Source organism: Ottowia flava, assembly GCF_008017535.1.
GTDB classification, from domain to species: Bacteria; Pseudomonadota; Gammaproteobacteria; order Burkholderiales; family Burkholderiaceae_C; genus Ottowia; species Ottowia flava.
The window spans coordinates 35,664-60,028 of record NZ_VRUA01000002.1; the positions used below are offsets into that span (position 1 = coordinate 35,664).

Genomic DNA, 24,365 nt, shown 5'->3' on the forward strand with positions numbered 1-24,365 from the left:
TTGCGGCGGCAGCTATCCAAATTGGAGCATTCAGCCGATGCATGATGACGGGAGGCCAACCCATGCCGCGTGCCAGATGCCGATCCGCGCAATGCGCGCCGAAGCGGGCGGGAGAGGATCGTCGCGTTGCCCGGGTGACCGCCGCGGTATCAGCGCGCCGGGGCTGAAAGACCGACAACCCGGCATGCAACCGCAAGGTGATGCCTTGGCGTTCTGCTCCCCAGCCGAGACGCACCATCTACTGCGCCGGTACCGCGGTGCCGCCACTGCCGAACGCCGCGGTACAGGCTCAAGGCGAGGAAGGGAGTACAGTTGCCGACCACTGCGGACCGCGCTGCCGCCAGCGCCAGCCCGGCCTCCTGCGAAGCTGGCGACGCGCGCCGCGGCCCGTTCTCATCGTCTTCATCCACGCCCCACAGTCCCATGCACGCTTTGCACCGATCCCGTCGCATCGTTTTGTCGACCCTGTGCCTCGCCCTGACCTGCGCGGCTGGCACGGCGCTGGCGGCCGACGCCTGGCCCAGCAAGCCGCTGCGCATCATCGTCGGCTTTCCGGCCGGCTCGTCGCCCGACCTGACGGCGCGCGCGTTGGCCGAACCGCTGGAAAAGGCGCTGGGCCAGCCGGTGATCGTGGACAACCGCACCGGCGCGGGTGGCAACATCGGCGCCGACGCCGTGGCCAAAGCAACCGACGGCCACACCATCGGGCTGATGATCAACGGCAACATGACGATCGCTCGGCTGCTGAACCCGGCCGTCCGCTACGACCCGCTGAAGGACCTGGCGCCCGTGAGCCTGGTCGGCGTGGCGCCGCTGGTGCTGGTGGCGCCGGCCGGCGCGCCCGGCGCGGACGCCAAAGCCTTTCTGGCGGCCGCGCGCGCGGCCGGCGCCAAATGGAGCTACGGCTCGCCCGGCGTGGGCACGGTGGGGCACCTGGGCATGGAGCTGCTGAAAAGCCGCGCCGGCATCGCGCCGGTGCACGTGCCCTACCCCGGTTACCCGCAGGTGTTCACGGCGCTGGTGGCGGGCGATTTGCAGTTGTCGATGCTGCCGCCCGCGTTGGCCAACCAGCAGATCAAGGCCGGCAAGCTGCGCGGCATTGGGGTGACGTCCAGCGGGCGCAGCACGCTGGCGCCGGAGCTGCCGAGCATGGCCGATGCGGGCGTGAAGGACTTCAACCTGGAGATCTGGAACGCCGTGGCCGCGCCGGCCAGCATGCCCAAGGCGCATGTGGAAAAGCTGGCGGCCGCCGTCAGCGCCATCGTGCGCACGCCGGAGATGCGCCAGCGCCTGTTCCAGCAAGGCTGGCAAGCCATGGGCTCGTCGCCCGAAGCGCTGGGCAACCGCATCCGCAGCGATGCGCAGGTGCTGGGCAACATCATCCGGGCGCAGCAGATCAAGGCCGAATGAGGGGCTGACACTCAGTAAAAAGGGTGCCGATGGCACCCTTTTTACTCTCTATTTGATAGCTGCCTGCGCAGATGGTTGTAGGGCTTGAGGCCGATTTCTCTTGAAATCCGTCGAGCCCGCTCAGTTGCCCTGGATCAGCAGCTTGATGTCGTTCGCCAGCGGCTGGGCGCCCATGCCGTACCGCGCGTACAAACGCAGGCGGCCCTGCGGGTCGTAGATGAAGCTGGCCGCCGTGTGGTCCATGGTGTAGCTGGTGGGGGTCTTGCCGTCCACCTTCTTGTAGTACACCTTGAAGTCCTTGGCGAGCGCGGCCAGCTTCTCGGGTGAGCCGGCGTACAAGCCCAGAAACGTCGGGTCGAAGTTGCGCATGTATTCCTTGAGCACGGCGGGGGTGTCGCGCTCGGGGTCGATGCTGACGAACAGGCCTTGCACCTTGTCGCCGTCAGCGCCCAGCGACTGCTTGACCTGCGCCAGCTCGGTCATGGTGGTCGGGCAGACGTCGGGGCACTGCGTGAAGCCGAAGAACAGCACGACGACCTTGCCCTTGAAGTCGGCCAGCGTGCGCGGCTTGCCGTCGAAGTCGGTCAGCTGGAAGTCCTTGGCGTAGTCGGCCCCGGTGATGTCGATGGCGTAAAACTGCGGCTTGCTCGGGTCGCAAGCCGCCAAAAGGCCTGAGGCGCCTGCCACAACTGCGCAGGCAGCTACCGATTTCAGAGCATTTCGACGTCGCATGCGGGGGAACTCACACCAGGTAATGGTCCACCAGCAGCGCGGCGAACAGCAGCGACAGGTGGATCAGGGAGAAACGGAAGGTCTTGCGCGCCAGCTGGTCGGAATAGCTGCGCCACAGCTTGAACGCGTAGCCCATGAAGCCGATGTTCAGCACCACCGCCGCCACCAGGTAGATCCAGCCCGACATGCGGTAGATGAAGGGCAGCAGGCACGCGGCGGTGAGGATAAAGGTGTACAGCAGGATCTGCAGGCGGGTGAATTCGTTGCCGTGCGTGACGGGCAGCATGGGCAGGCCGCTCTTGCGGTAGTCCTCGACCCGGTAGAGCGCCAGCGCCCAGAAGTGCGGCGGTGTCCACAGGAAGATGATCAAAAACAGGATCATCGCCTCGGGGCCGACGCTGCCGGTCATCGCGGCCCAGCCCAGCACCGGCGGCATGGCCCCGGACGCGCCGCCAATCACGATGTTCTGCGGCGTGAGCGGCTTGAGGATCACGGTGTAGACCACCGCGTAGCCGACGAAGGTAGCGAACGTCAGCCACATGGTCAGCGGGTTCACCCACACATACAGGATGGCCGAGCCGATGGCGCACAGCACGCCAGAAAACGCCAGCGCCTGCACGTCGGACATTTCGCCGCGCGCCGTGGGGCGCCAGGCGGTGCGCTTCATCTTGGCGTCAATGGCCTTTTCTACCAAGCAGTTGAAGGCCGCGGCGGCGGCGGCCACCAGCCAGATGCCGGCGCAGGCGATGACCATGCGCTGCAGGTCGGCCCAGCTGGGCAGGCCGGGCACGGCCAGCACCATGCCGATCAACGCGCAGAAGACGATCAGTTGCACCACGCGCGGCTTGGTCAGCACGTAGTACTGGCGCCAGATCGGCATGCTGGGCAGCGCCGTGGCGGCGCCGACCGGCGCGCCTTTGGGAGCGGGGCGGCTGCTCATGCGCGCACCTCGCGACGCAGGTCGGTGGCGGGCACGGCGCGGGTCTGCGCAGCCGTGCGGCTGGCGCACAGCGCCCAGGCCAGCACGGTCATCAGCGCCGCCGCACCGCCGGTGTGCAACACCGCAGCGACCAGCGGCCAGTCGAGCACCACGTTGGACAGCCCGGTCACCAGCTGCATGACGGCCAGCGCCACAATCCAGCGGCGCTGACGCACCAGGCGGCCGCTGCGGTGCAGGCGCCAGGCCAGTACGCCCAACAGCACGAAGACGGCGTAGGCGAACAAGCGGTGCGTGTAATGGATGGCCGTGAGCGCATGGAATTCGAGCTGCGAGCCATCGGCCGACAGACCCAGCGGACGCCACAGCTCGAAGCCCTGGGCAAAGTCCATCTCGGGCCACCAACTGCCCTGGCACATCGGGAACGTGTTGCAGACCAGCACGGCATAGTTGGTGCTGACCCAGCCCCCCAAGGCGATCTGCACCCCAACGGCAATGGCCGCTACCCATAGCAGCATGCGCACGCCGCTGCCCAGCACTTCGGCCGGTTGGCCTGCGGCCTGGCGGTAGCGCTCGGCCTGCGCCGCCAGCAGCACCAGCAGGCCAACGCCGCCCAGCAGGTGCAGCGTGACGATGGCGGGGAACAGCTTCATGGTGACCGTGAGCGCGCCAAACGCGCCCTGCGCACAAACCCAGGCGAGCGTCAGCAGCGGCCAGCCCGGATGCAGGATGGCGCTGCCTTGGCCAGCCCCGCCAGGTCCCGCCGCAGCCCGGCGCGCGCGGCGCCATTCGACCCACGTGGCCACGGCCAACGCGATGATCAGCACGCCGACGGTGGTCGCCAGGTAGCGGTGGATCATCTCGACCCAGGCCTTGCCATGCGTGACCGGGCCGGTCGGCATGGCGTCCTGCGCGGCGGCGATGTGCTCGCGCGCGCCCACGGGGCTGGCCTTGCCGTAGCAGCCGGGCCAGTCGGGGCAGCCCAGGCCGGAATCGGTCAGGCGGGTGAAGGCGCCGAACAGCACCAGATCAAAAGTGAGGAACAGCGTCAGCACCGTGAGCGCCTGCAGGCGCCGCGCGGGCGATGCGCCCTGGCTGCGCAGGCGCAGCCACAGCAACGGCCCGATGGCCAGCAGCAAGCCCATGCCCATCAGGTGCAGCGCCGGGCTCAGGTTGTACAGCGGGGTGGTGTCCATGGTCGCAGTCGCGCGGCAATTGGCCTATTCGCGGCCCGGCTGGTCCCAGGAGGCCGACGCACGCAGCAGGCGCGAGATGTCGCGCTTGGCCTTGGAGGCGTTGGCCTTGTCGAGCGCCGGAAAGCGCATCATCCAATGCGCCATCGGGTCGACCACGTACAGCGATTCGGCCAGGGCATGGCCGGGCGCGGGCTCGAGCCATCGGGTCAGTTCCGCCTCGGGCACGCGCACCACCGTGGCCTGCGCAAGCGCCGGGCGCAGGGCGTCGGGCACGCGCTCATCGTCGGTCACCAGCCAGACCCAGTCCAGGCGCTCCTTGTCCTTGCCCAGGCTTTCGCGCAGCTGGCGTTGCAGGTACAGGTTGCTTTCACAGCGCGCGTCGCATTTGGCGCCGCCCACGCTGACGAGCAGCCACTGGCCCTTGAGCGACTGCAGATCGAACGGCTGGCCGTTCAGGTCGGTGGCCGCCAAGGTGGGCACGGGGCGCTGCGGATCGATCAGTTGGCCCAGGCTGGTGCCACCGCCCGGGCGCACGACGTAGTAGCTGAAGTACGAGGCGACCACCGGGGCCGCGCATACGAGCGCCAGCAGCAGCATCTTCCAGCGGCCGGAGCGCGTGCGTTGCCCGTCCTGCGCCATCGCGTCGGCAGGCGCGGGCATGGCATGCACGGTGAGGCCGAGCGGCTCGTCCCGGCCTGGGGGGCGCTCAGGCGCGGGGGGAACGGAGGAAAGGTCGGACAACTTGGAACCAGAGAAAAAGCAGGGCCATCAGCGTGCAGAGCCCAAACCATTGGAAGGCGTAGCCGTAGTTTCTGTCGACGCCGGTGGCGGGCGGCGGCCAGTCGCGCTGCAAGCCGTCGGAGGCAGGACCCGTTTGCTGCACCAGTGTGGCGGCGAGCGGCAAGCCGGTTTCGACGCGGTACGCGCCCAAGTCGAGATTTTGCCGGATTCGCCCACCCGATTCCTGGCCAAGGGCAAAGACCGCAGGCACGCGCTCCATCACGCGGCCGGTGACGGCCACCGGGCCAGCGGGCGTTGGCACCGGCGGCAATGCATCGCGCTGCTGGAAATTGCGCGGTGCCCAGCCGCGCAGCACTAGCACAACGCCGGCATCGCCCGCCAGCCGCAGCGGCGTCAGCACGAAAAAGCCGGCCCGCCCATCCATGGAACGGTTGTCCAGGAACACCGTCGCGTCGGGCAGCCACTGCCCGTCCAGGCGCACGGCGCGGTGCAGCAGCGGATCGGTCTGCGCGGGCTCACGTGCCGCCACCAGTGCCGCGGGCGGGATGGCCGGCAGCTGTTCCCGCGCGTCCATGGCGGCTTGCTGGGCCTCTTTCTCGTCGACGCGCGACAGCTGCCACAGGCCCAGCCTGAAGGTCACCACGATGCCGACCACGGCAGCAACAAGGATCAGGCCATCGCGCCAGGTGAAGGTGCGCCGGGTCACGGGATAATGCGCTCCATGAAACAGGTACTGATCGGGCTGGCCTTCGTCGGCATTCTGGGCAGCCTGGCGTCGGCGTTGTTCTTCATGATGAAGAAGGACAAGCCCGGCGAGCCGGACGACCCCAAGCGCGCCGCCCACATGGTCTGGGCGCTGGCCTTGCGCGTCGGTATCTCGGTACTGCTGTTCGTCTGCATACTGCTGGCCTGGAAGCTGGGTTATATCCAGCCATCGGGTTTGCCACAAAATCCATAGCAGCTTGCGCAGGTCTGTCTAGGGCCAAAGCGGGCAATCAATCGAAAAGAGCGCCTTGCGGCGCTCTTTTTCGTTCGGCCGCCGGAGGCGTCACATCCAGTAGACCAGGATGTACAAGCCCAGCCAGACCACGTCCACGAAGTGCCAGTACCAGGCCGCGCCTTCGAAGCCGAAGTGGCGCTCGGGCGTGAAGTGGCCCTTCATCAGGCGCAGCGTGATGAACAGCAGCATCAGCATGCCAACCAGCACGTGAAAGCCGTGGAAGCCGGTCAGCATGAAGAAGGTCGAGCCGAAGACGCCGGAGCTGAGCTTGAGGTTCAGGTCGGTGTAGGCATGGTAGTACTCGTAACCCTGCACGCACAGGAAGGTGGCGCCCAGGATCACGGTGATCCACATGAAGATGATGCAGCGCGCGCGGTGGTTGGCCACCAGCGCGTGGTGAGCGATCGTCAGGGTGACGCCGGAGGTCAGCAGCAGCGCGGTGTTGATCGTGGGCAGCCAGAACGGGCCCATGGTTTGGAAAGGCTCGACGATGCCGGCCGGCGACGCGGTGGCGCCTGGCGCCAGGCTGGGCCACACCGCCTTGAAGTCGGGCCACAGCAGCGCGTTGTCCAGACCGCCCAGCGCCGGCACCGAGTGCTCGCGCGCCCACCACAACGCAGTGAAGAAGGCGCCGAAGAACATCACTTCAGAGAAGATGAACCAGCTCATGCTCCAGCGGTAGGACAGGTCGATCTTGCGACCGTACAAGCCGTTTTCGCTTTCGCGGATGGCGTCGCCAAACCATTGGTACAGCACGAACAGCCACCAGGCCAGGCCAGCGAAGAACACATAGGGCGCCCAGTTCGAGCCATTGACCCACTGGGAGGCGCCCAGGATCACCAGGAACAGCCCGATGGCTGCCATCACCGGGTGCCGGGACTCCGCGGGAACGTAGTAGTACGGCGTGTGGCCGTGTGCGGTGCTCGACATCTTCACTTCACTCCTGTGCTCTTCAATTTATAGCTACTCGCGCTTATCCGTACGGCGCGGGAAAAGGTTTCGACTCAAAAATCTCGATTTAGGCCGCGGCAGGCCCGCTGGCCACCACCCAGTTGACTATCAACAGCAGCACCACGATGAACAGCACCAGCGCCACCAGCCCGGCAATCACCACGTGGAACGGACTGACCTGCGCCAAGTCCTGCTGGTACTCGCTGCGCTTGCGGATGCCCAAGAGCCCCCAGGCCACCATGCGCATCGACCGCCAGAACGACGGAGGCTGCACCTCGGGCGACGCCTCGCGCGCCGGATCAGGTTGGCGCACGGCGTTCATGCGCCTGCTCCCGTTTTGGCATTGGTCGCTGCGGCGCTGGCCTCAGGCGGCAAGGGCACCTTGCCACCGACCTCGAAGAAGGTGTACGACAGCGTGATCGTCGTCACGTCCTTGGGGATGCGCGGATCGATCACGAAGGCGACCGGCCAATCCTTTTTCTCACCCGGCGCCAGCGTGTACTGGTTGAAGCAGAAGCATTCCAGCTTGTTGAAATGCGGCGCCGCTTGCCTCGGTGCATAGCTGGGAATGGCCTGCGCCGACATGGTGCGGTTCTGGACATTCTGGAACTCGTACATCACCGTGGCCAGCTCGCCGGGGTGAACCTGAAGCGAGCGCTGTGCCGGCTTGAAGCTCCACGGGCCGCGTGCATTGGCATCAAATTCAACGGTGATGGTGCGCGTCTTGTCGATCTGGGTGTTGGCGGTGCGCGCCGCAGCGGCGCTGGTCAGGCCGTTGCCGGGCACCTGCTTTTCTGTGATCGACAGGATGTTGATGCCGGTGGCCTCGCAGATCGCGCGATAAATCGGGATCAGCGCATAGCCGAAGGCAAACATGCCGAGCGCGACCACGGCCAGCTTGCCCACCATCTTGAGGTTTTCGGTTCGGAGTGCCATCGCGCGCCCGCCGCTTACCCGCCGCCCAGCACCACCATGCGGACGATGAAGCCGATGAAGAAGGCGATCGCCACCGAGCCCAGGATCAGGCCCAGCCTTGCATTGCGCTTCTTCTGCTCAGATGTGGTCATGTCAGACAAGGTACGTCGTTTCGCTCCGCTTTGATGGTCAGCCGATCACGCGCGTGGCGGTGGCATCGAGCTTCGGCGGTGTTTCGTAGGTGTGGAACGGCGCCGGCGAAGGCACTTCCCATTCCAGGCCTTCCGCGCCTTCCCATGGCTTCTGCGGTGCCTTCTCGCCCTGGCCGCGCATGGCGGGGAGCACTACGAACAGGAAGAAGTAGACCTGTGCGAAGCCGAAGAAGAAGGCGCCGATCGACGCGATCATGTTGAAGTCGGCGAACTGCATCGGGTAGTCGGCGTAGCGACGCGGCATGCCGGCCAGACCCAGGAAGTGCATCGGGAAGAAGGTGATGTTGAACGAGATGATCGACCACCAGAAGTGGATGCGGCCGCGCGTCTCGCTGTACATCACCCCAGTCCACTTGGGCGCCCAGTAGTAGTAGCCGGAGAACAGTGCAAACAGCGAGCCTGCCACCAGCACGTAGTGGAAGTGGGCGACGATGTAATAGGTGTCCTGGATCTGCGTGTCGATCGGTGCGACGGCCGGGATGATGCCGGTGAAACCACCGATGGTGAACACGAAGATGAAGCCGACGGCGAACAGCATGGGCGTCTCGAACGTCATCGAGCCGCGCCACATGGTGGCGATCCAGTTGAAGATCTTCACGGCGGTCGGCACAGCGATCAGCATCGTGGCGTACATGAAGAACAGCTGGCCGGTCACGGGCATGCCGGTCGTGAACATGTGGTGCGCCCACACGATGAAGGACAGGATGGCGATGGCCGAAGTGGCGTACACCATCGAGGCATAGCCGAACAGGCGCTTGCGGGCGAAGGCGGGCACAACCTGGCTGACGATGCCGAACGCCGGCAAGATCATGATGTAGACCTCGGGGTGACCGAAGAACCAGAAGATGTGCTGGTACATCACCGGGTCGCCGCCACCGGCGGGGTTGAAGAAGCTGGTGCCAAAGTGGCGGTCGGTCAGCGTCATGGTGATGGCGCCGGCCAGCACGGGCATCACGGCGATCAGCAGGTAGGCGGTGATCAGCCAGGTCCAGCAGAACATCGGCATCTTCATCAGCGTCATGCCCGGAGCGCGCATGTTCAGGATGGTGACGATGATGTTGATCGCGCCCATGATCGACGAGGCGCCCATGATGTGCATCGCGAAGATGCTGGAGTCCATGGAGGGGCCCATCTGCAGCGTCAGTGGCGCGTACAGCGTCCAGCCGGCAGCGGGCGCACCGCCGGGCATGAAGAACGAACCCACCAGCATGATGGCCGCCGGAATCAGCAGCCAGAAGCTGAAGTTGTTCATGCGCGCGAAGGCCATGTCGGATGCGCCGATCTGCAGCGGGATCATCCAGTTCGCGAAGCCCACGAAGGCCGGCATGATCGCGCCGAACACCATGATCAGGCCGTGCATGGTGGTCAGCTGGTTGAACAGCTCAGGGTTGACCAGTTGCAGGCCGGGCTGGAACAGTTCGGCGCGGATCATCAGCGCCAGCACGCCGCCCACCATCAGCATGGTGAACGAGAACAGCAGGTACAGCGTGCCGATGTCCTTGTGGTTGGTGGCAAACACCCAACGGCGCCAGCCGGTTGGCGTGTGGTGATGATCGTCGTGGTGGTCGTGGGCGTGGTCGGGGTGGTGACCGGCGTGAGGAGGAAGAACGGCGCTCATGGGAGGAATTCCGAAATCTGGTCTATCAGGATGCGGTCAAGCTCACTGGGCCGCGACGATGTCCACGCGGCGACCTTCGCGGTCGGCGCCCTGCGCACCGGTGATGACTTCCGGTTTGCGCATGTCGATGCGGTCGCCCGCCACGCCACCAGCCTGAAGCGCATCGCGCACGGCGGTGGCGCGATTCTTGGCCAGTTCGTTGTTGGCATCAGCGTTCCCGGTCGAGTCCACGAAGCCCGACAGGGCGATCTTCACGTCCGGGTGCGCCTTAAGGTAGTCCACAGCGGCCTTCAGGGTCGCACTGGCCTCTGTGTCCAGGTCGCTCTTGCCGGTGGCGAAAAACACCTGATAGGGCATGCCTGTGGCCGGCGCGGCAGCGGTCGTCGGCGCTGCAGCCGACGCAGGGGCAGCAACGGCCGGTGCAGGCGCGGCTTCGGTCTTCGCAGCTGCGCCGCCAGCGGGGAACTCACCCGCGCGCGCCGCCTTGAACTGGGCCGGCTGGACCAGCTGACCCGTCTTGTTGCTCCAGTGGTTCTTGGTGTAGGTCACCACGGCAGCCAGCTCGGTGTCGGACAGCTGCTTCCACGACGGCATGGCACCGTTGGCACGGCCTTCCAGCACCACGTGCATTTCTTCGCCCAGCGGACCTTGCACGATCGCGCTGCCGTCCAGCGGCTTGATGGCGCCACCGCCCTTGCCGTTTTCCAGGTGGCAGGCAGCGCAGTTGGCGGCGTAAACCTTCTCGCCACGGGCCATCAGCTCAGGCAGCGTCCAGACCTTGTTGGGGTCGTCGGCCAGCGCGGCCAGGCGCTTCTTCTCGCCTTCCACCCAAGCGGTGTAGTCGGGCTGCGACAACACCTTCACGTGGATCGGCATGTACGCGTGCTCCTTGCCGCACAACTCGGCGCACTGGCCGTAAAAGTCGCCGGTCTTCTCGGCGCGGAACCAGGTGTCGCGCACGAAACCAGGGATCGCGTCCTGTTTGACGCCGAAGGCCGGCACCATCCAGGAATGGATGACGTCATTGGCGGTCGTGATGACACGCACCTTCTTGCCGACGGGCACGACCAGCGGATGGTCAACCTTCAGCAGGTAGTCGTCGCCGGCCGGCGTGCCGGCGTCGGACAGCGCGCGCTGCGATGAATCGAGCGTAGACAGGAAACCGATGCCCTCGCCTTCGCCGCTGATGTAGTCGTAGCCCCACTTCCACTGGTAGCCGGTGGCCTTGATGGTCAGATCGGCGTTGGAAGTGTCCTTCTGCGCAACCACCACCTTGGTGGCAGGCAGCGCCATGCCGATGACGATCAGGAAGGGGATGATGGTCCAGACCACCTCGACGGTGACGGACTCGTGGAAGCTGGCCGATTTGGCGCCCTGCGATTTGCGGTGCTTCCAGATCGAATAGAACATCACGCCGAACACGCCGACGAAGATGATCGAGCAGATGATCAGCAGCATCCAGTGCAGGCCGTGCTGCGCTTCGGCGATGCGCGTGACCGGCGGCGGAAGGTTCAGCTGATTAACGGCGGGACCGCCGGGCAGATCGTTCACGCGCGCCGCGAAAGCGCCCGTGGCGGCCCAGGCCGCAGTCCAGATGGTGGCGTGGCGGGAAACGCCAGCCAGCCGTGTTGCAATGCTCTTCATCGTGCTCACGTTCTTCAGTGCCTTACACAACCACTTCCCGATCCGTCCCGAACCCCGCACCGCTGGTGCGCAATGCCCGGCACATCTCCCCTGCCAATGCCTGCCGCCATTCCGGGCGCACGTGGCGACCCACTTCGATCTGCCTGCCATGCGCGCCGATATGGATCAACGCGCCCCGGCCTTCCGATAAGCGGACCTGGACAAACGCGCTGGAAAACTCCATCCGCTCACCCCGACCGGCCCGGTCACGCTCGATGATCAATCGACCGTCCTGCAGCAACACCGTCTCTCCGTCTGTCGCGTGCCTGGCGTAGACCAGTATGGCCACACCCAGCGCAAGCAACTCCAGCCCCGCGAACCCCAGCACGAGCGGCGCGCCGAGCATCCAGAACCATGCGCCAACAAGGGTCGAAACAAGGCAAAGGGACGCGTAAAACCAACCGAGTTGCGCGGGCGTCACGCTGCAGTTGCGACGCAAGCGCCACGCCAGTGCATGACTGCTGACATGCGCAAACCGGAATGTCGACGAATCCTGCAAGGCTTGCCTCCTGGGCCAACCGCCGCGTGAAGCTTTCACGCTGTTGCAAGCAAGTTTAACCGACTCCCCAGGAGGCTTTGATAAAACTCAAACGGGTGGGTATTTTCGTTTGCGTTGCCGCAACGAGGTGCGCAGATCGTCCAGCGCGATGTGGGTCTCCCCCGTCAGCGAATGGCGAGGCGCGGGCTTGAGCGCGTGCCCATAAATCACTTCGAAGCTCAGGGTCATCGGCCCTGCGCCTGCCGGCGCACGCAGGCCCAAATCAAGCTCACTCAACAAGGTGTCACGCCAACCGCGTCCACGCAGGCCGGGGAAACGGCCGACACCCAGATTGCGCCCGAGTTCCCGCAATTCGGTCAGCATTCGTTCGGGTGTTTCGAATTGCAACGTCAGCGTCTCCATATCCATCACCGGTTCCGCAAAACCCGCAGCGGCAAGTTGGTCGCCCCAGTCGTGCATGTCGGTGAATTCGTGCGCGGGCGGCGGCCAGCCCCGCCGTGCGTACAGCGCGCGCAACTCCTTCAGCGTGTCGGGCCCGAGGCACGAGAACAGGACGAAACCGTCGACCGACAGGGCACGGTGCCACGCGCCCAACAGCTCGTCCGGCTTGGCGACGTGGTGGGCCAACATGTTGGCCCAGACCAGTTGCACACTGCCGTCAGGCGGTGCGGTGACGTGCTCCTCGCGGCTGGCGCGCGGCGTGGTCGCCCATCGCTTCCACCAGGGCTTCACTATGTTTTTAGAAGCATCCTGCGCAGACTCGTATTGCCCTGAGACCCAATAACACTTCGCATTCGGATAGTGCTGAGCCACCAACGCATGACCGCCCAGTCCGCCGCGCTCAGGCTCCCAGTCGGCCCACTGCTGCACCGGCAGGCGGATCACCTCCAGCCGCTCGGCCATGCGCCGGGCGACTTCCTCATGCAGCCAGGGCGACGCCGTCCATGCGCTCGTCGCCCAGCGTTCGGCGGCGACGGGGTCGAGGGTGGGCGGACGGTCGGCAGGCATGGCGGATGGCACAGCGCAGTATATTGAGGCCGCCTGCGCGGCAGCTGCGGCCCCATAGACCCATGCTGATGCGCCGCGATCACATCGCCGCCTCCAAACACACCACCCATGCGCCCGCTGCACCGCCTGTTTGGCCCAGACTGGCGCCATGCGCTGCCCAGCCAGTGCCGCGTGTGCCACGCTTGGCCAGCGCTCACGCTGTGCGCGCGCTGCGTGACACGTTTCGCCCCCCACACCACGCGCTGCCAGCGCTGCGCCCTGCCGGTGACAGGCGGCGCGCCTGTCTGCGGCGCCTGCCTGCGTGCGCCGCCGCCGGTAGACAGTTGCTTGGCCGCCCTGCCCTACGCCTGGCCGTGGACCGAGGTGATCGCGCAGTTCAAGTTCCACGCTGAACCGGGTCTGGCCTCGCCGCTCGGCCATCTGCTGCAGGCCGCGTCCGGCGTGGTCGCTGCGCTGGCGAGTGCCGATCTCGTGCTGCCGCTGCCGCTGTCGGACGAGCGCCTGGCCGAGCGCGGCTACAACCCGGCCCAGTTGCTGGCGCGGCACCTGGCAGCGCCACCGGGCAGCCTGCGCCTGGACCTGCTGCTGCGCACGCGCCACACGCCGCCTCAGCACGGGCTGCCGCGCGCCCAGCGGCTGCGCAACGTGCGCGGCGCCTACGCGGTGGAGCCCCGGCGCGCGGCCGAACTGGCAGACCGGCGTGTGGTGCTGGTCGACGACGTGATGACCACTGGCGCCAGCCTTTTTGAAGCTGCGCACAGCGTGCGCGCGGCCGGTGCGCGCTACGTCACTGCGGTCACGCTAGCACGCACGGCCGAGCACTGAACCGAGTGCGAGCGCGATCTGCCGTGGCGCGCAGGCACCAAGTCACAATGGCGCCCCATGTTCCACATCGTCCTGGTTGAGCCCGAGATCCCGCCCAACACCGGCAACGTGATTCGCCTGGCAGCCAACACCGGCTGCGCGCTGCATCTGATCGAACCGTTGGGCTTCTCGATGGACGACCGGCACATGCGCCGCGCCGGGCTGGATTACCACGAGTACGCCGAGGTCCGCCGGTACGTCGACTGGCCCGCGTTTCTGGCCGCCTGCCAGCCCGACGCGCAGCGCCTGTTCGCGCTGACCACGCGCGGCACGCGTGCCGTACACGATGTCGCATTCCAGGCCGGCGACTGGCTGGTGTTCGGCGCCGAGACGCGCGGTTTGCCACCGACGCTGCGCGAAACGATCGCCCCGGCGCAGCAACTGCGCCTGCCGATGCGCGCCGGTCAGCGCAGCCTGAACCTGTCTAATGCGGTCGCGGTCACGGTGTTCGAAGCCTGGCGGCAGTGCGGCTTTGCCTGAAAAGCCGACGACGCGCAACCGCCGCGAACCGTGCTTTTTCCACCGCATTGAGGCCCGAGGCGGTCGCATTGCGTGTGAAAAGGTGTCGGCTCGTTTCAAGATCAATAGACTTCGCCTACCGGTGCACTGCACCGATTGCTGTAAGAGTCCCGACCATGCCTCCCGCCCTCAAACCGCTTGTCGCAGCTGCCCTGGCCGTAGGGCAGCGCCTCGGCGGCCAGCGCGTGGCCGACAGCGCCGACCTGACGCGCATTCGCACCGCCATGCTGGAGCGCGTGATCGACTGCGAACTGAAAACCGTGCGCCGCATCCGCATGCAGCTGTCGGGCGCCACCACAGCGGTACAGCTGTGGCTGCTGCGCAGCGAGGTGTACCAGGCCGTGTCGGAGCAGTTTGGCCAGGCCGAGGCCGCGGCCCGCATCGATACGCTGCGCCCGCTGTTCCAGGGTTTTCTGCCGTCCAAGCAGCTGCGCGCCGTCTGACGGCGCTTGGCGCGGCCTGCGCAGGCCGCAGGGGTTTCAAGCCAAATCAGCGCGCAAACCGCATCCCGCCTGCGCAGGCAGCTTCAAAGGTAATAGCGCGACAGCGGTTCGGCCACGCACACCGGCTTGTCGGCACCCTCGCGCTCGATGGTGCATTTCCAGGCCGCCTGCTGGCCGCCTTCAATGGCTTCCATGCTCAGCAGCTCGATGCGCACGCGTAGGTGGCTGCCGGCCGGCACCGGCGCCATGAAACGCACCTTGTTCAACCCGTAGTTGATGCCCATGCGCACGTCCTTGACGGCGATGGAGCGGTCAAAAAACCCCGCCAGCAGCGACAGCGTGAGGTAGCCGTGGGCGATGGTCGTGCCGAACGGGCCGGCCTTGGCGCGCTCGGTGTCGACGTGGATCCACTGGTGGTCGTCGGTCGCATCGGCAAACTGGTTGATCTGCTGCTGGGTAACGGGCGCCCAGTCGGTCACCACGATTTCCTGGCCCGCGCAGGCGGCCAGCTCGGCAAGGGTGTCGAAGGTCTTCATGGGGCGCCAATCTACAGGCACAGCGCATGGATACCCTGTCAGGCAGGCGACTGGCGCTGCATCCATCCACGGATGCGTGAAGCAGATGATTTCACCTTGGTACGCGCCCATCCTGCGCAATCAGCTATCATTTTTGAATGAATCGATCCTCCATGGTCACGCTGGGCCGACGCGCCGCACCCCTTGCCTTTGCCGCCTGCCTGCTGGGCACGGCCAGCGCGCAGGAAACACCGCCTGCGCTGGACGACGCAGCATTCCGCAGTTGCCTGGCGCAATTGCAGGGCTCGGCCGCCTTCCGCAACGTCGACCGCGCCACCTTCGCCCAGCACACGCAGAACCTCGCGCCCGACCCGTCGGTGCTGGTGCTGCTGGACAGGCAGCCCGAGTTCACGCTGCCGGTGTGGGACTACATCGCCGTGCTGGTCGACGACGAGCGCGTAGCCGACGGCCGCGCCGCCTACGCCAAGTGGCAGGACACGCTGCGCCGCATCGAGCAGCAGAGCGGCGTGGCGCCCAACATCGTCATGGGCGTGTGGGGCGTGGAAAGCAACTTCGGCCAGATCCTGGGGGGGCGCCCGCTGGTGCAGTCGCTGGCCACGCTGTCGTGCTTCGGGCGACGCCAGAGCTACTTCCGCGGCGAATTCGCGGCCACGCTGCGCATCCTGCAGGAAGGCCACATCCCGGCCGAAAAACTGGTCGGCTCCTGGGCCGGCGCGTTCGGGCAGACGCAGTTCATGCCCAGCACCTTTTTCCGCAGCGCGGTCGACTTTGACGGCGACGGTCGCCGCGACATCGTCGACAGCGTGCCCGACGCGCTGGCCTCCACCGCCAAGTTCCTGCAAAACGCTGGCTACCGCCGCGGCGAGCCCTGGGGTTTTGAAGTGCGCCTGCCGGCGGGCATGGACACGTCGGACGCCAGCCGCAAGAACAAGCGCCCGATCGACGCCTGGCGCCGCGCCGGCGTGACCCTGGTGGACGGCGCGCCGCTGCCCGACAGCCTGCCCAGCGCCGGCCTGCTGATCCCCGCGCGCAACCGCGGCGGCGGCCCGGCCTTCCTGGTCGGGCGCAACTTCGACACGCTGTACAGCTACAACGCCAGCGAAAACTACGCGCTGGCGATCGCCCAGTTGTCCAACCTGGTGGCCAACCCGAGCGGCAGCGTCGCCTTCGTCACGCCCTGGCCGACGGACGACCCCGGCCTGTCGCGCGCGCAAAACCGCGAGCTGCAAACCCTGCTGCTGGCCCGCGGGCACGACATCGGTACCGCCGACGGCCTGATCGGCGCCAAGACGCGCGAAGCCATCAAGGCCGAGCAGCAGCGCCTGGGCTTCAAGCCCGATGGGCGGGCGGGGCAAAAGCTGCTGGCGGCGCTCAAGACGGCGCGCTGACGCGCTGCTTTCCGCGCCCGCCATGACCCCTTGGCAACATGAAATAGTTCAAAAACAATAGCTGTCTGCGCTGATGGTTGTAGGGCCGAAAGCCCAATCCCCTGCCTCCGCGAGCCGGCGTCGTCCCCAAGGCGCACTCAAGCAGGCGTCCACGCAGACCAAAGTAGCAGTCCCCACGGCCCCTGGGACTGCTGCGCGGCCTGATCCGGCTGCAAGACCCGACATCCCATCGCAGGTCCACAAAACACTCTCTCGGATATTTGACTCGTCTCGTGCCGCACCGCGGCCATCGGCTCACGCCTGCGCGCGACGCGGCGAGAGGTGGATGCCGCCGATCATGCAGCGGACCGAGCCGCCCGCCATCTCGATGGTCGGCACGCGCAAGGGCAGCAGCCGCGCACTGCGTCCGATGCGCGCCTTCTGCTGCGCCGTCAGGCTGTCGCATGCGCGTTGCGACAGCGCCAATACCCGGCCATCACGGCCCGCCAGTTCAATGGCATTGCCGGCGAACTCGCCGATCTGCTCCGGGCTCAGGTCGATGACTTCGTGCCCTGATTCCTGCAGCCGCGCGACCACCGCCTGCGACCGGCATGGATCGGTCAGCGAACGCACGCCGAGCAGTGCGAATTCGGTGGCCACGCACATCAGCACGTTGGTGTGGTAAATCGGCCTGCCCGCACCATCGGCGGTGTCAAAGACGATGGGCTCATAGTTGAAATGCGCGCTGAAGCGCTCCAGCAGCACGGGGTCGGCGCGCTTCGAGCGCGCGGTGTAGGCCACGCGCGCCATGTGGTCGAACACCATCGCGCCAGTGCCTTCGAGGAACAGCTCGTCCTGCTCCAGACCCGAGTAGTCGATCACGTCCTGGACGCGGTACTCGGCCTTGAGCATCTCGATCACGTCCTGGCGCCGCTCGCGCCGGCGGCTGGTCGAGTACATTGAGTAGATGGCCACATGCCCGCCAGGATGGGTGGAAAACCAGTTGTTCGGGAACACCGCGTCAGGCGTGTCGCGCCCCCCTTCATCCTCGAACAGGTGCACGCGCACGCCAGCGGCCTGCAGTTGTTCGGCGGCCTGGCTGACCTCACGGTAGGCCGCTGCAGCGATGGTGTGTGCGTCGTTCTGGTCAGCCTCGCTCTGGAACGCGTTGTCGGCAGCGGTCTGCGGATTGGGCGTGAAGCGGTGCGGGCGAACCATCACGACCGCGGAAGGGGCCTGAATCGAGCGAAAAGTGGACATGGCGGCTGCGGGGTGGTCGACAGGCTCAGGCCACGCGGCGCATTACCGTGCGCAACGCGGCGGGACGGGTGTAGCGAAACAGGTCTTTGGGATCATCGACCCCAGGTACAAGCTCAACGTTGGTGCCCAGGTTGCGCTTCTCGGCCTGCGCCAGCACGTAGCGCAGCATCGAATAGTCTTCCAGCGCGAAGCCGACCGAGTCGAACACCGTGACCTGCTCGGCACTCTGCCGCCCGGCTTCGGTGCCGGCCAGCACGCGCCAAAGGTCTACGACGGGGAAGTCGGCGGGCAGCTGCTGGATGTCGCCCTCGACGCGCGTCTGAGGTTCGTACTCGACGAATACGCGGGCCCCGCGCAGCACATCGGCGTGCAGCTCGGTCTTGCCGGGGCAGTCGCCGCCCACCGCATTGATGTGTATGCCGGGCTCGATCATGTCCGGCGTGAGGATGGTGGCGCAGCCCTTGTCGGCGGTGATGGTGGTGACGATATCGGCGCCGCGCACGGCTTCGGCGGTCGAAGCGCAGCGGACGATCCTCAGCGAAGGGTAGACCGACAGATTGCAGATCAGCTTGTCGGTGGCGCGCGGGTCGACGTCGTAGACCGCGATTTCCTCGATGCCCAGATGGCAGTGAAAGGCCAGCGCCTGAAATTCGCTTTGCGCGCCGTTGCCAATCAGCGCCATGCGGCGCGCGTCGGGGCGGGCCAACGCACGCGCTGCCATCAGCGAGGTCGCGCAGGTTCGCAGCGCCGTTGCCACGGTCAGTTCGGACAGCAGCACCGGATAACCCGTGTCCACGTCGGCCAACACGCCAAAGGCCATCACGGTGTACAGGCCGCGCTGGGTGTTGCTCGGGTGGCCATTGACGTACTTGAAGGCGTAGCGCTGGGCATTGGAGACAGGCATCAACTCGATCACGCCAATCTCAGAGTGATTGGCGACGCGGGCGCGTTTGTCGAATTCTGGCCAGCGGACGAAATCGTCACGGATGGCGCTGGCGAGTTCGCCAATGGACTTGGCCACGCCAATGTCGTGCACAAGGCGGGCCATGGTGGGAACGTCGACGAAGCGGGTCATGGAGGTCTCCTGAAAGTCTTAGCACGTGCGGCGCCTGCCGCCACCCAAGAGATTGTTCGCCGATTTCACGCCAATTTGAATAGATCAACTTGCCTTGTTATTCATTTTGATTGACACTTTGTCATTATCAAAATACACAATGTAAAAACATGGACGACACCGACCGCGAACTGATCTCGTTGTTGCGTGCCGATGCGCGCACATCTGTGGTTGCGCTGGCGAAGAAATTGCGTGTCGCACGTGCCACCGTGCAGAACCGCATCGCCAAGCTGGAAGCGGAAGGGACGATCGTGGGCTACACGGTGCGGCTCAAGCCGGCGGCCGAGGGTCACCGCATCCGTGCGCTCACCTCAATCGAGGTTGACGGCAACCACGAAGAGGAGGTACGTCGAGAACTGCGCGGTCACCCCAACGTGGTGGCCCTGCACTCCACCAACGGTCGCTGGGACCTGATCGCCGAGTTGCGAACCGATACCCTGGAATCGTTTGACCGCGTGCTCCATGCCATCCGGAAGATCCAGGGCATCGCCAACACCGAAACCAGCATCCTGCTGTCGACCTACAAGCTCTAGCCTGGCGTTCGGGCGCAGCGCTGTGCCACACCGCACCGCTACCGTGGGCACAAGCGCATGGCGACCTCAGCCAATTGAGCACGAGAGGCAGGGCGCATGAGTCCACACGCACAGCATTTTGCTAATTTCAATCAGTCATAATGCCGAATTGAAGCTCAGAATGTGTGTCTCATCCGTTTGGCGATGCAGGCGAGCGTTCCTGAACCGTGCTTCGGCATTCGTGACGGCTATTCCACCGTCACACTCTTGGCCAGGTTGCGCGGCTTATCGACGTCGGTGCCGCGCGCCACCGCCGTGTGGTAGGCCAGCAGTTGCAGCGGCACGACGTGCAGGATGGGCGATAACTGGCCGTAGTGTTCGGGCATGCGGATGACGTGCAGGCCCTCGGCGGCTTCGATGCGGGTGTCGGCATCGGCCAGCACGTACAGCACGCCGCCGCGCGCGCGCACTTCCTGCATGTTGCTTTTGAGCTTTTCCAGCAGCGCGTCGTTGGGCGCCACGGTGACCACTGGCATGCTGCTGGTGACCAGCGCCAGCGGCCCGTGCTTCAGTTCGCCCGCCGCGTACGCCTCGGCGTGGATATAGGTGATTTCCTTGAGCTTGAGCGCACCTTCCTGCGCTACCGGGTAGTGCAGCCCGCGGCCGAGGAACAGTGCGTTCTCCTTGCTGGCGAACTGCTCGGCCCAGTCAATGATCTGCGGCTCCAGCGCCAGCACGGCTTGCAGCGCGGTGGGCAGGTGGCGCATGGCTTTCAGGTGCGCCGCTTCCTGCTCTTCCGTTAGTAGCCCGCGCGATTTGGCCAGCGCCAGCGTCAGCAAAAACAGGCCCGCCAGCTGGGTGGTGAAGGCCTTGGTGCTGGCCACGCCGATCTCGACGCCGGCGCGCGTGATGTAGGCCAGCTTGCATTCGCGCACCATGGCGCTGGTGGCAACGTTGCACACCGTCAGCGTGTGCTGCATGCCCAGCGACTGTGCGTGGCGCAGCGCGGACAGCGTATCGGCCGTCTCGCCCGACTGCGTGATGGTGACGACCAGCGTGGCCGGGTCGGGCACGGATTCGCGGTAGCGGTATTCGCTGGCAATCTCCACCTGGCAGGGCAGCTTGGCGATGCTCTCGATCCAGTACTTGGCCACGCAGCCCGCGTAGTAGCTGGTGCCGCAAGCCAGGATCAGCACCTGGCGGATCTTCTGGAATGTGGGGTAAGCGCCATCGCCCGGCGCGTGGTTGTTGGCCGCCTCGAACAGCTCCGGCACCACGGCTTCCACGCCTTCCAGCGTGTCGGCAATGGCGCGCGGCTGCTCGAAGATCTCCTTTTGCATGTAGTGGCGGTAGGGGCCGAGTTCAGCCGCGCCACTCATGGCCTGCACGGTGCGCGCCGGGCGCTGCACGCGCTGGCCGGCGCGGTCGTTCACCCAGTGCTTGCCCAGTTGCAGGTCGACCACGTCGCCCTCTTCCAGGTAGACGATCTGGTCGGTCACGCCGGCCAGCGCCATGGCGTCGCTGGCCAGGAAGTTCTCCTTGCCGTCGGCGCCCAGGCCGACCACCAGCGGCGAGCCCTGGCGCGCGCCGACCAGGCGGTGGGGCTCGTCGCGGTGCAGCACGGCGATCGAATAGCTGCCGCGCAGACGCTTGGTGGCCGCTTGCACGGCCGCCAGCAGGTCACCGTCGTACAGGCTGTCGATCAGGTGGACGATGACCTCGGTGTCGGTCTGGCTGACGAAGCGGTAGCCGCGCTGCTGCAGTTCCGCCCGCAGTTCGTCGTGGTTTTCAACGATACCGTTGTGCACCAGGGTAACCCGGCCGGCGCGCTCGTCGTCGGCCGCATCCGCTCCGCGCGGGCCGGTGCTGAAGTGCGGGTGCGCGTTGCCGACCGCGGGCGCGCCATGCGTAGCCCAGCGCGTGTGGGCAATGCCAGTGTGGCCCTGCAGGTGCTCCTGCTCGCACTGCTGCGCCAGGTCGGCCACCCGGGCGATGCCGCGCACGCGCCGCAGTTCGCCCGACGGTTGCCCCGCCTGGCCGGCCGTGTGCACGGCCACGCCGCAGGAGTCGTAACCGCGGTATTCCAGCCGCTGCAGGCCTTGCAGCAGGATGGGCACGATGTTGCGCGTGGACACGGCGCCGACGATGCCGCACATGAGGCACTCCTTGGTGTGAAAAGGGACAGAGACAACGCGCGGCGGGGTTGCCAAACGCTTGCAGGCATCGTAAGGAAGGCGGTGTGAAATCTCATCAACCCTGAATTGAAGATATTGAAATTTGATTCCAATTCAAGACGTGAAAGCAATTTTTAGCCACAATGGCATCCGTTATGGAATTGGATTCCACAGATTGGGCCCTGTTGGCCACCCTTCAAGCCGACGCGAGCGCCAGCAACCAGGCCCTGGCCGAGCGCGTGGGCGTGTCGCCCCCCACCGCGCTGCGGCGCGTGCGGCGGCTGCGCGAAGCCGGGCTGATCGCGGGACAACTGGCGGTGCTCGACGAAGACCGCATTGCCGCGCTGCAAGGCCACGGGCTGACGGTGCTGGCGGAAGTGTCGCTGGACCAGCAAGGGGCCGCGCACCTGGCGGCGTTCGAGCGCCGCGCGGTGCGGGACGACGCCGTGCAGCAGTGCTACCGCGTGTCGCCGGGGCCGGACTTCGTGCTGGTGGCGCGGGTACGCGACATGCCGGGCTACCAGGCGCTGGCCGAACGGCTGTTCACGCAAGACGCCAATGTGCGCAACGTGCGCGCGTTCTTTTCGGTCAAGCGCGCCAAGTTCGCGCCGCAGGTGCCGTTGTCGGGGGTGTGAGCGGCGGCGTGCGCGAGCCGCGGCGTGTCTCGCCACGGCGAGCATGGTCAATGACCTGTCACAGAGTTTTGAATGAAATTGGCCTGCAGCCCTACAACCATCTGCGCAAGCAGCTACTGAATCAATAGCTCACTTGCCATCGCAAGGAGCAGGCGACGCACGCGGATCCCGCGCCTGCAGCGCCCAACGGTTTCACCACACGCCGCGCGCCATCACCGGCACCACGCTTTCCACGCGGCCGCCGGCCAGGCCGTCGCGCACCACCACCAGGTGGCTGTGCAGGTTGACCGTGGGGTCGCAGTGGCCGGGGATCAGCCACACGGTGTCGCCCAAGGCGGGCAGGTTGGACAGCGGGCCGCTCTCGTCCAGCGGGTGCAGCACGCCGTGCTCGTCGCCGCCATTGGCAAAGCGCAGCGGGGGCTGGCCGGGCAGCGCGTGCACTTCGGGCACGCCGCTGTCGATGGCGTGGGCTTTCAGGCCGGCGTCACACACGGCGTGCCCCGCCGACACGCTGATGACCTGGGCCTTGACGAAGAGCGCCGGCTCGAACTGCGGCTGCGCCGGGTCGCGGTCGTTGCGCAGGTAGTCGGCGTCCATGAACAAAAAGCTGCCGGGCTGCACTTCGTTCCAGACGCCGCTGGCCGCTTCGTGTGCGAAGGTGCCGGTGCCCGCACCGGTGACCAGGGGCACGGGCATGTCGGCCGCTTCCAGCAGGCGGCGCACGTCTTCCACCTTGGCGGCGGCCGCGACGATGGCCGCGTGCCGCTCGCCCACGGTCCGCAGGTGCTGCGCACCGCCGTGGTAGGCGTGCAGGCCGGCAAAACGCAGGCTGCTGCGCGCGACGACCGCCCGCGCCAGCGTGACGACCTTTTCGTCCGGCGACACGCCGCAGCGGCCCTGGCCGACGTCAATCTCGATGTACACATCGACCACCGCCTTGGTCAGCTGCATGGCCTGGGCGAGGCGCTCCACGCCTTCGGCGCTGTCGACGACGATGCCGAGCTGGCCGCCGCGCACACTGAGTTGGTGCGCCAGCGCGGCCACGCGGCGCAGCTTGTTCACCGCCAGGATTTCGTTGGTGATCAGGATGTCGTTGATGCCGCCGGCGCCCATGGCCTCGGCCTCGGCCACGGTCTGCACGCACACGCCAACAGCACCGGCTTGCAATTCGAGCCGAGCCACGGCCGGGCTCTTGTGCATCTTGGCGTGCGGGCGCAAGCGCAGCCGGTGCTTGGTGGCGAATTCGACCGCCCGCTGCAGGTTGCGGTTGGCGGCGTCCAGATCGACCACCAGCGCGGGCGTGTCGATGGCGTCGACGCCCTGACCTACCAGCGCACGCAGGTGGTCGGGCAGAGGTTCAGGTTGTGCTTTCATCGAGCGACGCATCCTCCAGGTGACTGACGTCGGCCCAGCCGACGAGACTGAGGCCCCCCTCGGGGCTCCACAACAAACGGTTGACGGCGGTGTTGGTCAGCTGCCAGGTGCGCGCGTCCTGCAGCCCCAGGCGCGCCGCAGCGCGGTACAGCACGTCCAGGACGCCACCGTGCGTGACGATGGCGATCAATTTTTCAGTGTTTTCGGCCACCAGCGCTTGAACAGTCTGCGCAACGCGCTCCTGAAATACGAGCAACGATTCACCTCCCCTGCCCGGCGGCGCCCAGTCGGGCACGCGCCGGCGCCATTGCTCGGCGGCCTCGGGCGCAGCTTGGGTGACCTGCTCGAAGGTCTGGCCTTGAAAGTCGCCAAAGCAGCGTTCGCGCAGACCGGTGTGCAGCCGCAGCGGCGCGCCGGTAGCGTCGGCCAGCGCCTGGGCCGTGTCGCGCGCGCGGCTCAGGTCGCTGCTGTAGATCGCGTCCAGCGACTCGCGCCCGGCCAGCGCATGGGCCAGCCGACCGGCCTGCAGGCGGCCAGTCTCGTTCAGCGGGATATCCAGATGGCCTTGCAGCCGGCCGCCCACGTTCCAGGCGGTTTCGCCGTGGCGGATGGCCAGAATGCGGGTGAGCTGCATGGCGTCATCATGCCATGCGCCCTACCGTATG

General features: G+C 66.4%; 27 protein-coding genes. 8 read left to right on the top strand and 19 right to left on the bottom strand.

What is annotated here, in order from left to right; all coding sequences use genetic code 11:
* The first annotated feature begins 423 nt into the window (after positions 1-423).
* Positions 424-1,410 (top strand): Bug family tripartite tricarboxylate transporter substrate binding protein, encoded by a 987-nt coding sequence (locus FVQ98_RS02310; protein WP_147911818.1) that lies wholly within the window; start codon positions 424-426, stop codon positions 1,408-1,410.
* A 120-nt stretch (positions 1,411-1,530) separates the two neighbouring features.
* On the opposite strand, the gene FVQ98_RS02315 is transcribed toward FVQ98_RS02310, so the two are convergent.
* From FVQ98_RS02315 to FVQ98_RS02335, 5 genes are read right to left on the bottom strand one after another with little or no spacing between them, the layout of a single operon-like run.
* Positions 1,531-2,142, bottom strand: coding sequence for an SCO family protein (locus FVQ98_RS02315; protein ID WP_147911819.1), 612 nt, complete (start codon positions 2,140-2,142; stop codon positions 1,531-1,533).
* A 10-nt stretch (positions 2,143-2,152) separates the two neighbouring features.
* Positions 2,153-3,082, bottom strand: a complete 930-nt coding sequence (cyoE, locus tag FVQ98_RS02320; RefSeq protein ID WP_147911820.1) for a heme o synthase — start codon at positions 3,080-3,082, stop codon at positions 2,153-2,155.
* Entirely contained in the window at positions 3,079-4,275 is a 1,197-nt protein-coding gene (locus tag FVQ98_RS02325) for a COX15/CtaA family protein (protein ID WP_147911821.1), read from the bottom strand. The genes cyoE and FVQ98_RS02325 overlap by 4 nt, the downstream gene beginning before the upstream one ends.
* Positions 4,276-4,299: 24 nt before the next feature.
* Positions 4,300-4,935: an SCO family protein gene (locus FVQ98_RS02330; RefSeq protein WP_147911822.1), complete on the bottom strand. Its 636-nt coding sequence runs from the start codon at positions 4,933-4,935 to the stop codon at positions 4,300-4,302.
* A 46-nt stretch (positions 4,936-4,981) separates the two neighbouring features.
* Positions 4,982-5,722, bottom strand: coding sequence for an SURF1 family protein (locus tag FVQ98_RS02335; RefSeq protein WP_255507589.1), 741 nt, complete (start codon positions 5,720-5,722; stop codon positions 4,982-4,984).
* Between the two features lie 6 nt (positions 5,723-5,728).
* Between FVQ98_RS02335 and FVQ98_RS02340 the strand changes: the two genes are divergently transcribed.
* Positions 5,729-5,974: a twin transmembrane helix small protein gene (locus FVQ98_RS02340; protein ID WP_147911823.1), complete on the top strand. Its 246-nt coding sequence runs from the start codon at positions 5,729-5,731 to the stop codon at positions 5,972-5,974.
* A gap of 90 nt (positions 5,975-6,064) precedes the next feature.
* Here FVQ98_RS02340 and FVQ98_RS02345 read toward each other — a convergent pair whose 3' ends face one another.
* From FVQ98_RS02345 to FVQ98_RS02375, 8 genes are all read right to left on the bottom strand, one after another.
* A complete protein-coding gene (locus FVQ98_RS02345) occupies positions 6,065-6,946 on the bottom strand; it encodes a cytochrome c oxidase subunit 3 (RefSeq protein WP_147911824.1) in 882 nt (293 codons plus the stop codon).
* Positions 6,947-7,034: 88 nt separating this feature from the next.
* Complete coding sequence (locus FVQ98_RS02350) at positions 7,035-7,289, bottom strand: DUF2970 domain-containing protein (protein ID WP_147911825.1); 255 nt, start codon at positions 7,287-7,289, stop codon at positions 7,035-7,037.
* Positions 7,286-7,903: a cytochrome c oxidase assembly protein gene (locus FVQ98_RS02355; protein WP_147911826.1), complete on the bottom strand. Its 618-nt coding sequence runs from the start codon at positions 7,901-7,903 to the stop codon at positions 7,286-7,288. Before FVQ98_RS02355 ends, FVQ98_RS02350 begins: the two co-directional genes overlap by 4 nt.
* A gap of 14 nt (positions 7,904-7,917) precedes the next feature.
* Positions 7,918-8,034: a cytochrome oxidase small assembly protein gene (locus FVQ98_RS19850; protein WP_222707546.1), complete on the bottom strand. Its 117-nt coding sequence runs from the start codon at positions 8,032-8,034 to the stop codon at positions 7,918-7,920.
* A 37-nt stretch (positions 8,035-8,071) separates the two neighbouring features.
* Entirely contained in the window at positions 8,072-9,712 is a 1,641-nt protein-coding gene (gene ctaD / locus FVQ98_RS02360) for a cytochrome c oxidase subunit I (RefSeq protein WP_147911827.1), read from the bottom strand.
* A 42-nt stretch (positions 9,713-9,754) separates the two neighbouring features.
* Positions 9,755-11,356 carry a cytochrome c oxidase subunit II gene (coxB, locus tag FVQ98_RS02365; RefSeq protein WP_147911828.1) on the bottom strand — a complete coding sequence of 534 codons (1,602 nt, stop codon included), beginning with the start codon at positions 11,354-11,356 and terminating at the stop codon, positions 9,755-9,757.
* 22 nt (positions 11,357-11,378) lie between these two features.
* Positions 11,379-11,894: a DUF2244 domain-containing protein gene (locus FVQ98_RS02370; RefSeq protein ID WP_147911829.1), complete on the bottom strand. Its 516-nt coding sequence runs from the start codon at positions 11,892-11,894 to the stop codon at positions 11,379-11,381.
* A gap of 87 nt (positions 11,895-11,981) precedes the next feature.
* On the bottom strand, positions 11,982-12,902 hold the full coding sequence (locus FVQ98_RS02375; RefSeq protein WP_147911830.1) for a class I SAM-dependent methyltransferase: 921 nt from the start codon (positions 12,900-12,902) through the stop codon (positions 11,982-11,984).
* Between the two features lie 108 nt (positions 12,903-13,010).
* On the opposite strand from FVQ98_RS02375, the gene FVQ98_RS02380 reads away from it, so the two are divergent.
* The 3 genes from FVQ98_RS02380 to FVQ98_RS02390 all read left to right on the top strand — a co-directional run bounded on the left by FVQ98_RS02380 (position 13,011) and on the right by FVQ98_RS02390 (position 14,728).
* Positions 13,011-13,727, top strand: a complete 717-nt coding sequence (locus tag FVQ98_RS02380; protein WP_147911831.1) for a ComF family protein — start codon at positions 13,011-13,013, stop codon at positions 13,725-13,727.
* 57 nt (positions 13,728-13,784) lie between these two features.
* Positions 13,785-14,246, top strand: coding sequence for a tRNA (uridine(34)/cytosine(34)/5-carboxymethylaminomethyluridine(34)-2'-O)-methyltransferase TrmL (trmL, locus tag FVQ98_RS02385; RefSeq protein WP_147911832.1), 462 nt, complete (start codon positions 13,785-13,787; stop codon positions 14,244-14,246).
* A 155-nt stretch (positions 14,247-14,401) separates the two neighbouring features.
* Positions 14,402-14,728: a hypothetical protein gene (locus FVQ98_RS02390; RefSeq protein ID WP_147911833.1), complete on the top strand. Its 327-nt coding sequence runs from the start codon at positions 14,402-14,404 to the stop codon at positions 14,726-14,728.
* Positions 14,729-14,811: 83 nt separating this feature from the next.
* Here the strand turns inward: FVQ98_RS02390 and FVQ98_RS02395 are convergent, their stop codons facing one another.
* Positions 14,812-15,264, bottom strand: coding sequence for a MaoC family dehydratase (locus FVQ98_RS02395; RefSeq protein ID WP_147911834.1), 453 nt, complete (start codon positions 15,262-15,264; stop codon positions 14,812-14,814).
* Between the two features lie 137 nt (positions 15,265-15,401).
* On the opposite strand from FVQ98_RS02395, the gene FVQ98_RS02400 reads away from it, so the two are divergent.
* Positions 15,402-16,652 (top strand): lytic murein transglycosylase, encoded by a 1,251-nt coding sequence (locus FVQ98_RS02400; protein WP_255507590.1) that lies wholly within the window; start codon positions 15,402-15,404, stop codon positions 16,650-16,652.
* Positions 16,653-16,946: 294 nt separating this feature from the next.
* Here the strand turns inward: FVQ98_RS02400 and ctlX are convergent, their stop codons facing one another.
* Positions 16,947-17,891, bottom strand: a complete 945-nt coding sequence (ctlX, locus tag FVQ98_RS02405; RefSeq protein ID WP_222707547.1) for a citrulline utilization hydrolase CtlX — start codon at positions 17,889-17,891, stop codon at positions 16,947-16,949.
* 25 nt (positions 17,892-17,916) lie between these two features.
* Positions 17,917-18,966, bottom strand: coding sequence for an ornithine cyclodeaminase (locus FVQ98_RS02410; RefSeq protein WP_147911835.1), 1,050 nt, complete (start codon positions 18,964-18,966; stop codon positions 17,917-17,919).
* 149 nt (positions 18,967-19,115) lie between these two features.
* On the opposite strand from FVQ98_RS02410, the gene FVQ98_RS02415 reads away from it, so the two are divergent.
* A complete protein-coding gene (locus FVQ98_RS02415) occupies positions 19,116-19,538 on the top strand; it encodes an Lrp/AsnC family transcriptional regulator (protein ID WP_147911836.1) in 423 nt (140 codons plus the stop codon).
* A 227-nt stretch (positions 19,539-19,765) separates the two neighbouring features.
* On the opposite strand, the gene glmS is transcribed toward FVQ98_RS02415, so the two are convergent.
* Complete coding sequence (glmS, locus tag FVQ98_RS02420; protein ID WP_147911837.1) at positions 19,766-21,673, bottom strand: glutamine--fructose-6-phosphate transaminase (isomerizing); 1,908 nt, start codon at positions 21,671-21,673, stop codon at positions 19,766-19,768.
* A 173-nt stretch (positions 21,674-21,846) separates the two neighbouring features.
* On the opposite strand from glmS, the gene FVQ98_RS02425 reads away from it, so the two are divergent.
* Positions 21,847-22,326, top strand: a complete 480-nt coding sequence (locus tag FVQ98_RS02425) for an Lrp/AsnC family transcriptional regulator (RefSeq protein WP_255507591.1) — start codon at positions 21,847-21,849, stop codon at positions 22,324-22,326.
* 192 nt (positions 22,327-22,518) lie between these two features.
* Here the strand turns inward: FVQ98_RS02425 and FVQ98_RS02430 are convergent, their stop codons facing one another.
* Positions 22,519-23,700 (bottom strand): DSD1 family PLP-dependent enzyme, encoded by a 1,182-nt coding sequence (locus tag FVQ98_RS02430; protein ID WP_147911839.1) that lies wholly within the window; start codon positions 23,698-23,700, stop codon positions 22,519-22,521.
* Positions 23,684-24,334 (bottom strand): histidine phosphatase family protein, encoded by a 651-nt coding sequence (locus FVQ98_RS02435; RefSeq protein WP_147911840.1) that lies wholly within the window; start codon positions 24,332-24,334, stop codon positions 23,684-23,686. The genes FVQ98_RS02430 and FVQ98_RS02435 overlap by 17 nt, the downstream gene beginning before the upstream one ends.
* Positions 24,335-24,365 lie beyond the last annotated feature (31 nt).

Bases quoted from the DNA above. Each gene is read 5' to 3' on its own strand.
- FVQ98_RS02310 (WP_147911818.1), top strand. From the start codon at position 424: ATGCACGCTTTGCACCGATCCCGTCGCATCGTTTTGTCGACCCTGTGC.
- FVQ98_RS02315 (WP_147911819.1), bottom strand. From the start codon at position 2,142: ATGCGACGTCGAAATGCTCTGAAATCGGTAGCTGCCTGCGCAGTTGTG.
- cyoE (WP_147911820.1), bottom strand. From the start codon at position 3,082: ATGAGCAGCCGCCCCGCTCCCAAAGGCGCGCCGGTCGGCGCCGCCACG.
- FVQ98_RS02325 (WP_147911821.1), bottom strand. From the start codon at position 4,275: ATGGACACCACCCCGCTGTACAACCTGAGCCCGGCGCTGCACCTGATG.
- FVQ98_RS02330 (WP_147911822.1), bottom strand. From the start codon at position 4,935: ATGCCCGCGCCTGCCGACGCGATGGCGCAGGACGGGCAACGCACGCGC.
- FVQ98_RS02340 (WP_147911823.1), top strand. From the start codon at position 5,729: ATGCGCTCCATGAAACAGGTACTGATCGGGCTGGCCTTCGTCGGCATT.
- FVQ98_RS02345 (WP_147911824.1), bottom strand. From the start codon at position 6,946: ATGTCGAGCACCGCACACGGCCACACGCCGTACTACTACGTTCCCGCG.
- FVQ98_RS02350 (WP_147911825.1), bottom strand. From the start codon at position 7,289: ATGAACGCCGTGCGCCAACCTGATCCGGCGCGCGAGGCGTCGCCCGAG.
- FVQ98_RS02355 (WP_147911826.1), bottom strand. From the start codon at position 7,903: ATGGCACTCCGAACCGAAAACCTCAAGATGGTGGGCAAGCTGGCCGTG.
- FVQ98_RS19850 (WP_222707546.1), bottom strand. From the start codon at position 8,034: ATGACCACATCTGAGCAGAAGAAGCGCAATGCAAGGCTGGGCCTGATC.
- ctaD (WP_147911827.1), bottom strand. From the start codon at position 9,712: ATGAGCGCCGTTCTTCCTCCTCACGCCGGTCACCACCCCGACCACGCC.
- coxB (WP_147911828.1), bottom strand. From the start codon at position 11,356: ATGAAGAGCATTGCAACACGGCTGGCTGGCGTTTCCCGCCACGCCACC.
- FVQ98_RS02375 (WP_147911830.1), bottom strand. From the start codon at position 12,902: ATGCCTGCCGACCGTCCGCCCACCCTCGACCCCGTCGCCGCCGAACGC.
- FVQ98_RS02380 (WP_147911831.1), top strand. From the start codon at position 13,011: ATGCGCCCGCTGCACCGCCTGTTTGGCCCAGACTGGCGCCATGCGCTG.
- trmL (WP_147911832.1), top strand. From the start codon at position 13,785: ATGTTCCACATCGTCCTGGTTGAGCCCGAGATCCCGCCCAACACCGGC.
- FVQ98_RS02390 (WP_147911833.1), top strand. From the start codon at position 14,402: ATGCCTCCCGCCCTCAAACCGCTTGTCGCAGCTGCCCTGGCCGTAGGG.
- FVQ98_RS02395 (WP_147911834.1), bottom strand. From the start codon at position 15,264: ATGAAGACCTTCGACACCCTTGCCGAGCTGGCCGCCTGCGCGGGCCAG.
- FVQ98_RS02400 (WP_255507590.1), top strand. From the start codon at position 15,402: ATGAATCGATCCTCCATGGTCACGCTGGGCCGACGCGCCGCACCCCTT.
- ctlX (WP_222707547.1), bottom strand. From the start codon at position 17,891: ATGTCCACTTTTCGCTCGATTCAGGCCCCTTCCGCGGTCGTGATGGTT.
- FVQ98_RS02410 (WP_147911835.1), bottom strand. From the start codon at position 18,966: ATGACCCGCTTCGTCGACGTTCCCACCATGGCCCGCCTTGTGCACGAC.
- FVQ98_RS02415 (WP_147911836.1), top strand. From the start codon at position 19,116: ATGGACGACACCGACCGCGAACTGATCTCGTTGTTGCGTGCCGATGCG.
- glmS (WP_147911837.1), bottom strand. From the start codon at position 21,673: ATGTGCGGCATCGTCGGCGCCGTGTCCACGCGCAACATCGTGCCCATC.
- FVQ98_RS02425 (WP_255507591.1), top strand. From the start codon at position 21,847: ATGGAATTGGATTCCACAGATTGGGCCCTGTTGGCCACCCTTCAAGCC.
- FVQ98_RS02430 (WP_147911839.1), bottom strand. From the start codon at position 23,700: ATGAAAGCACAACCTGAACCTCTGCCCGACCACCTGCGTGCGCTGGTA.
- FVQ98_RS02435 (WP_147911840.1), bottom strand. From the start codon at position 24,334: ATGCAGCTCACCCGCATTCTGGCCATCCGCCACGGCGAAACCGCCTGG.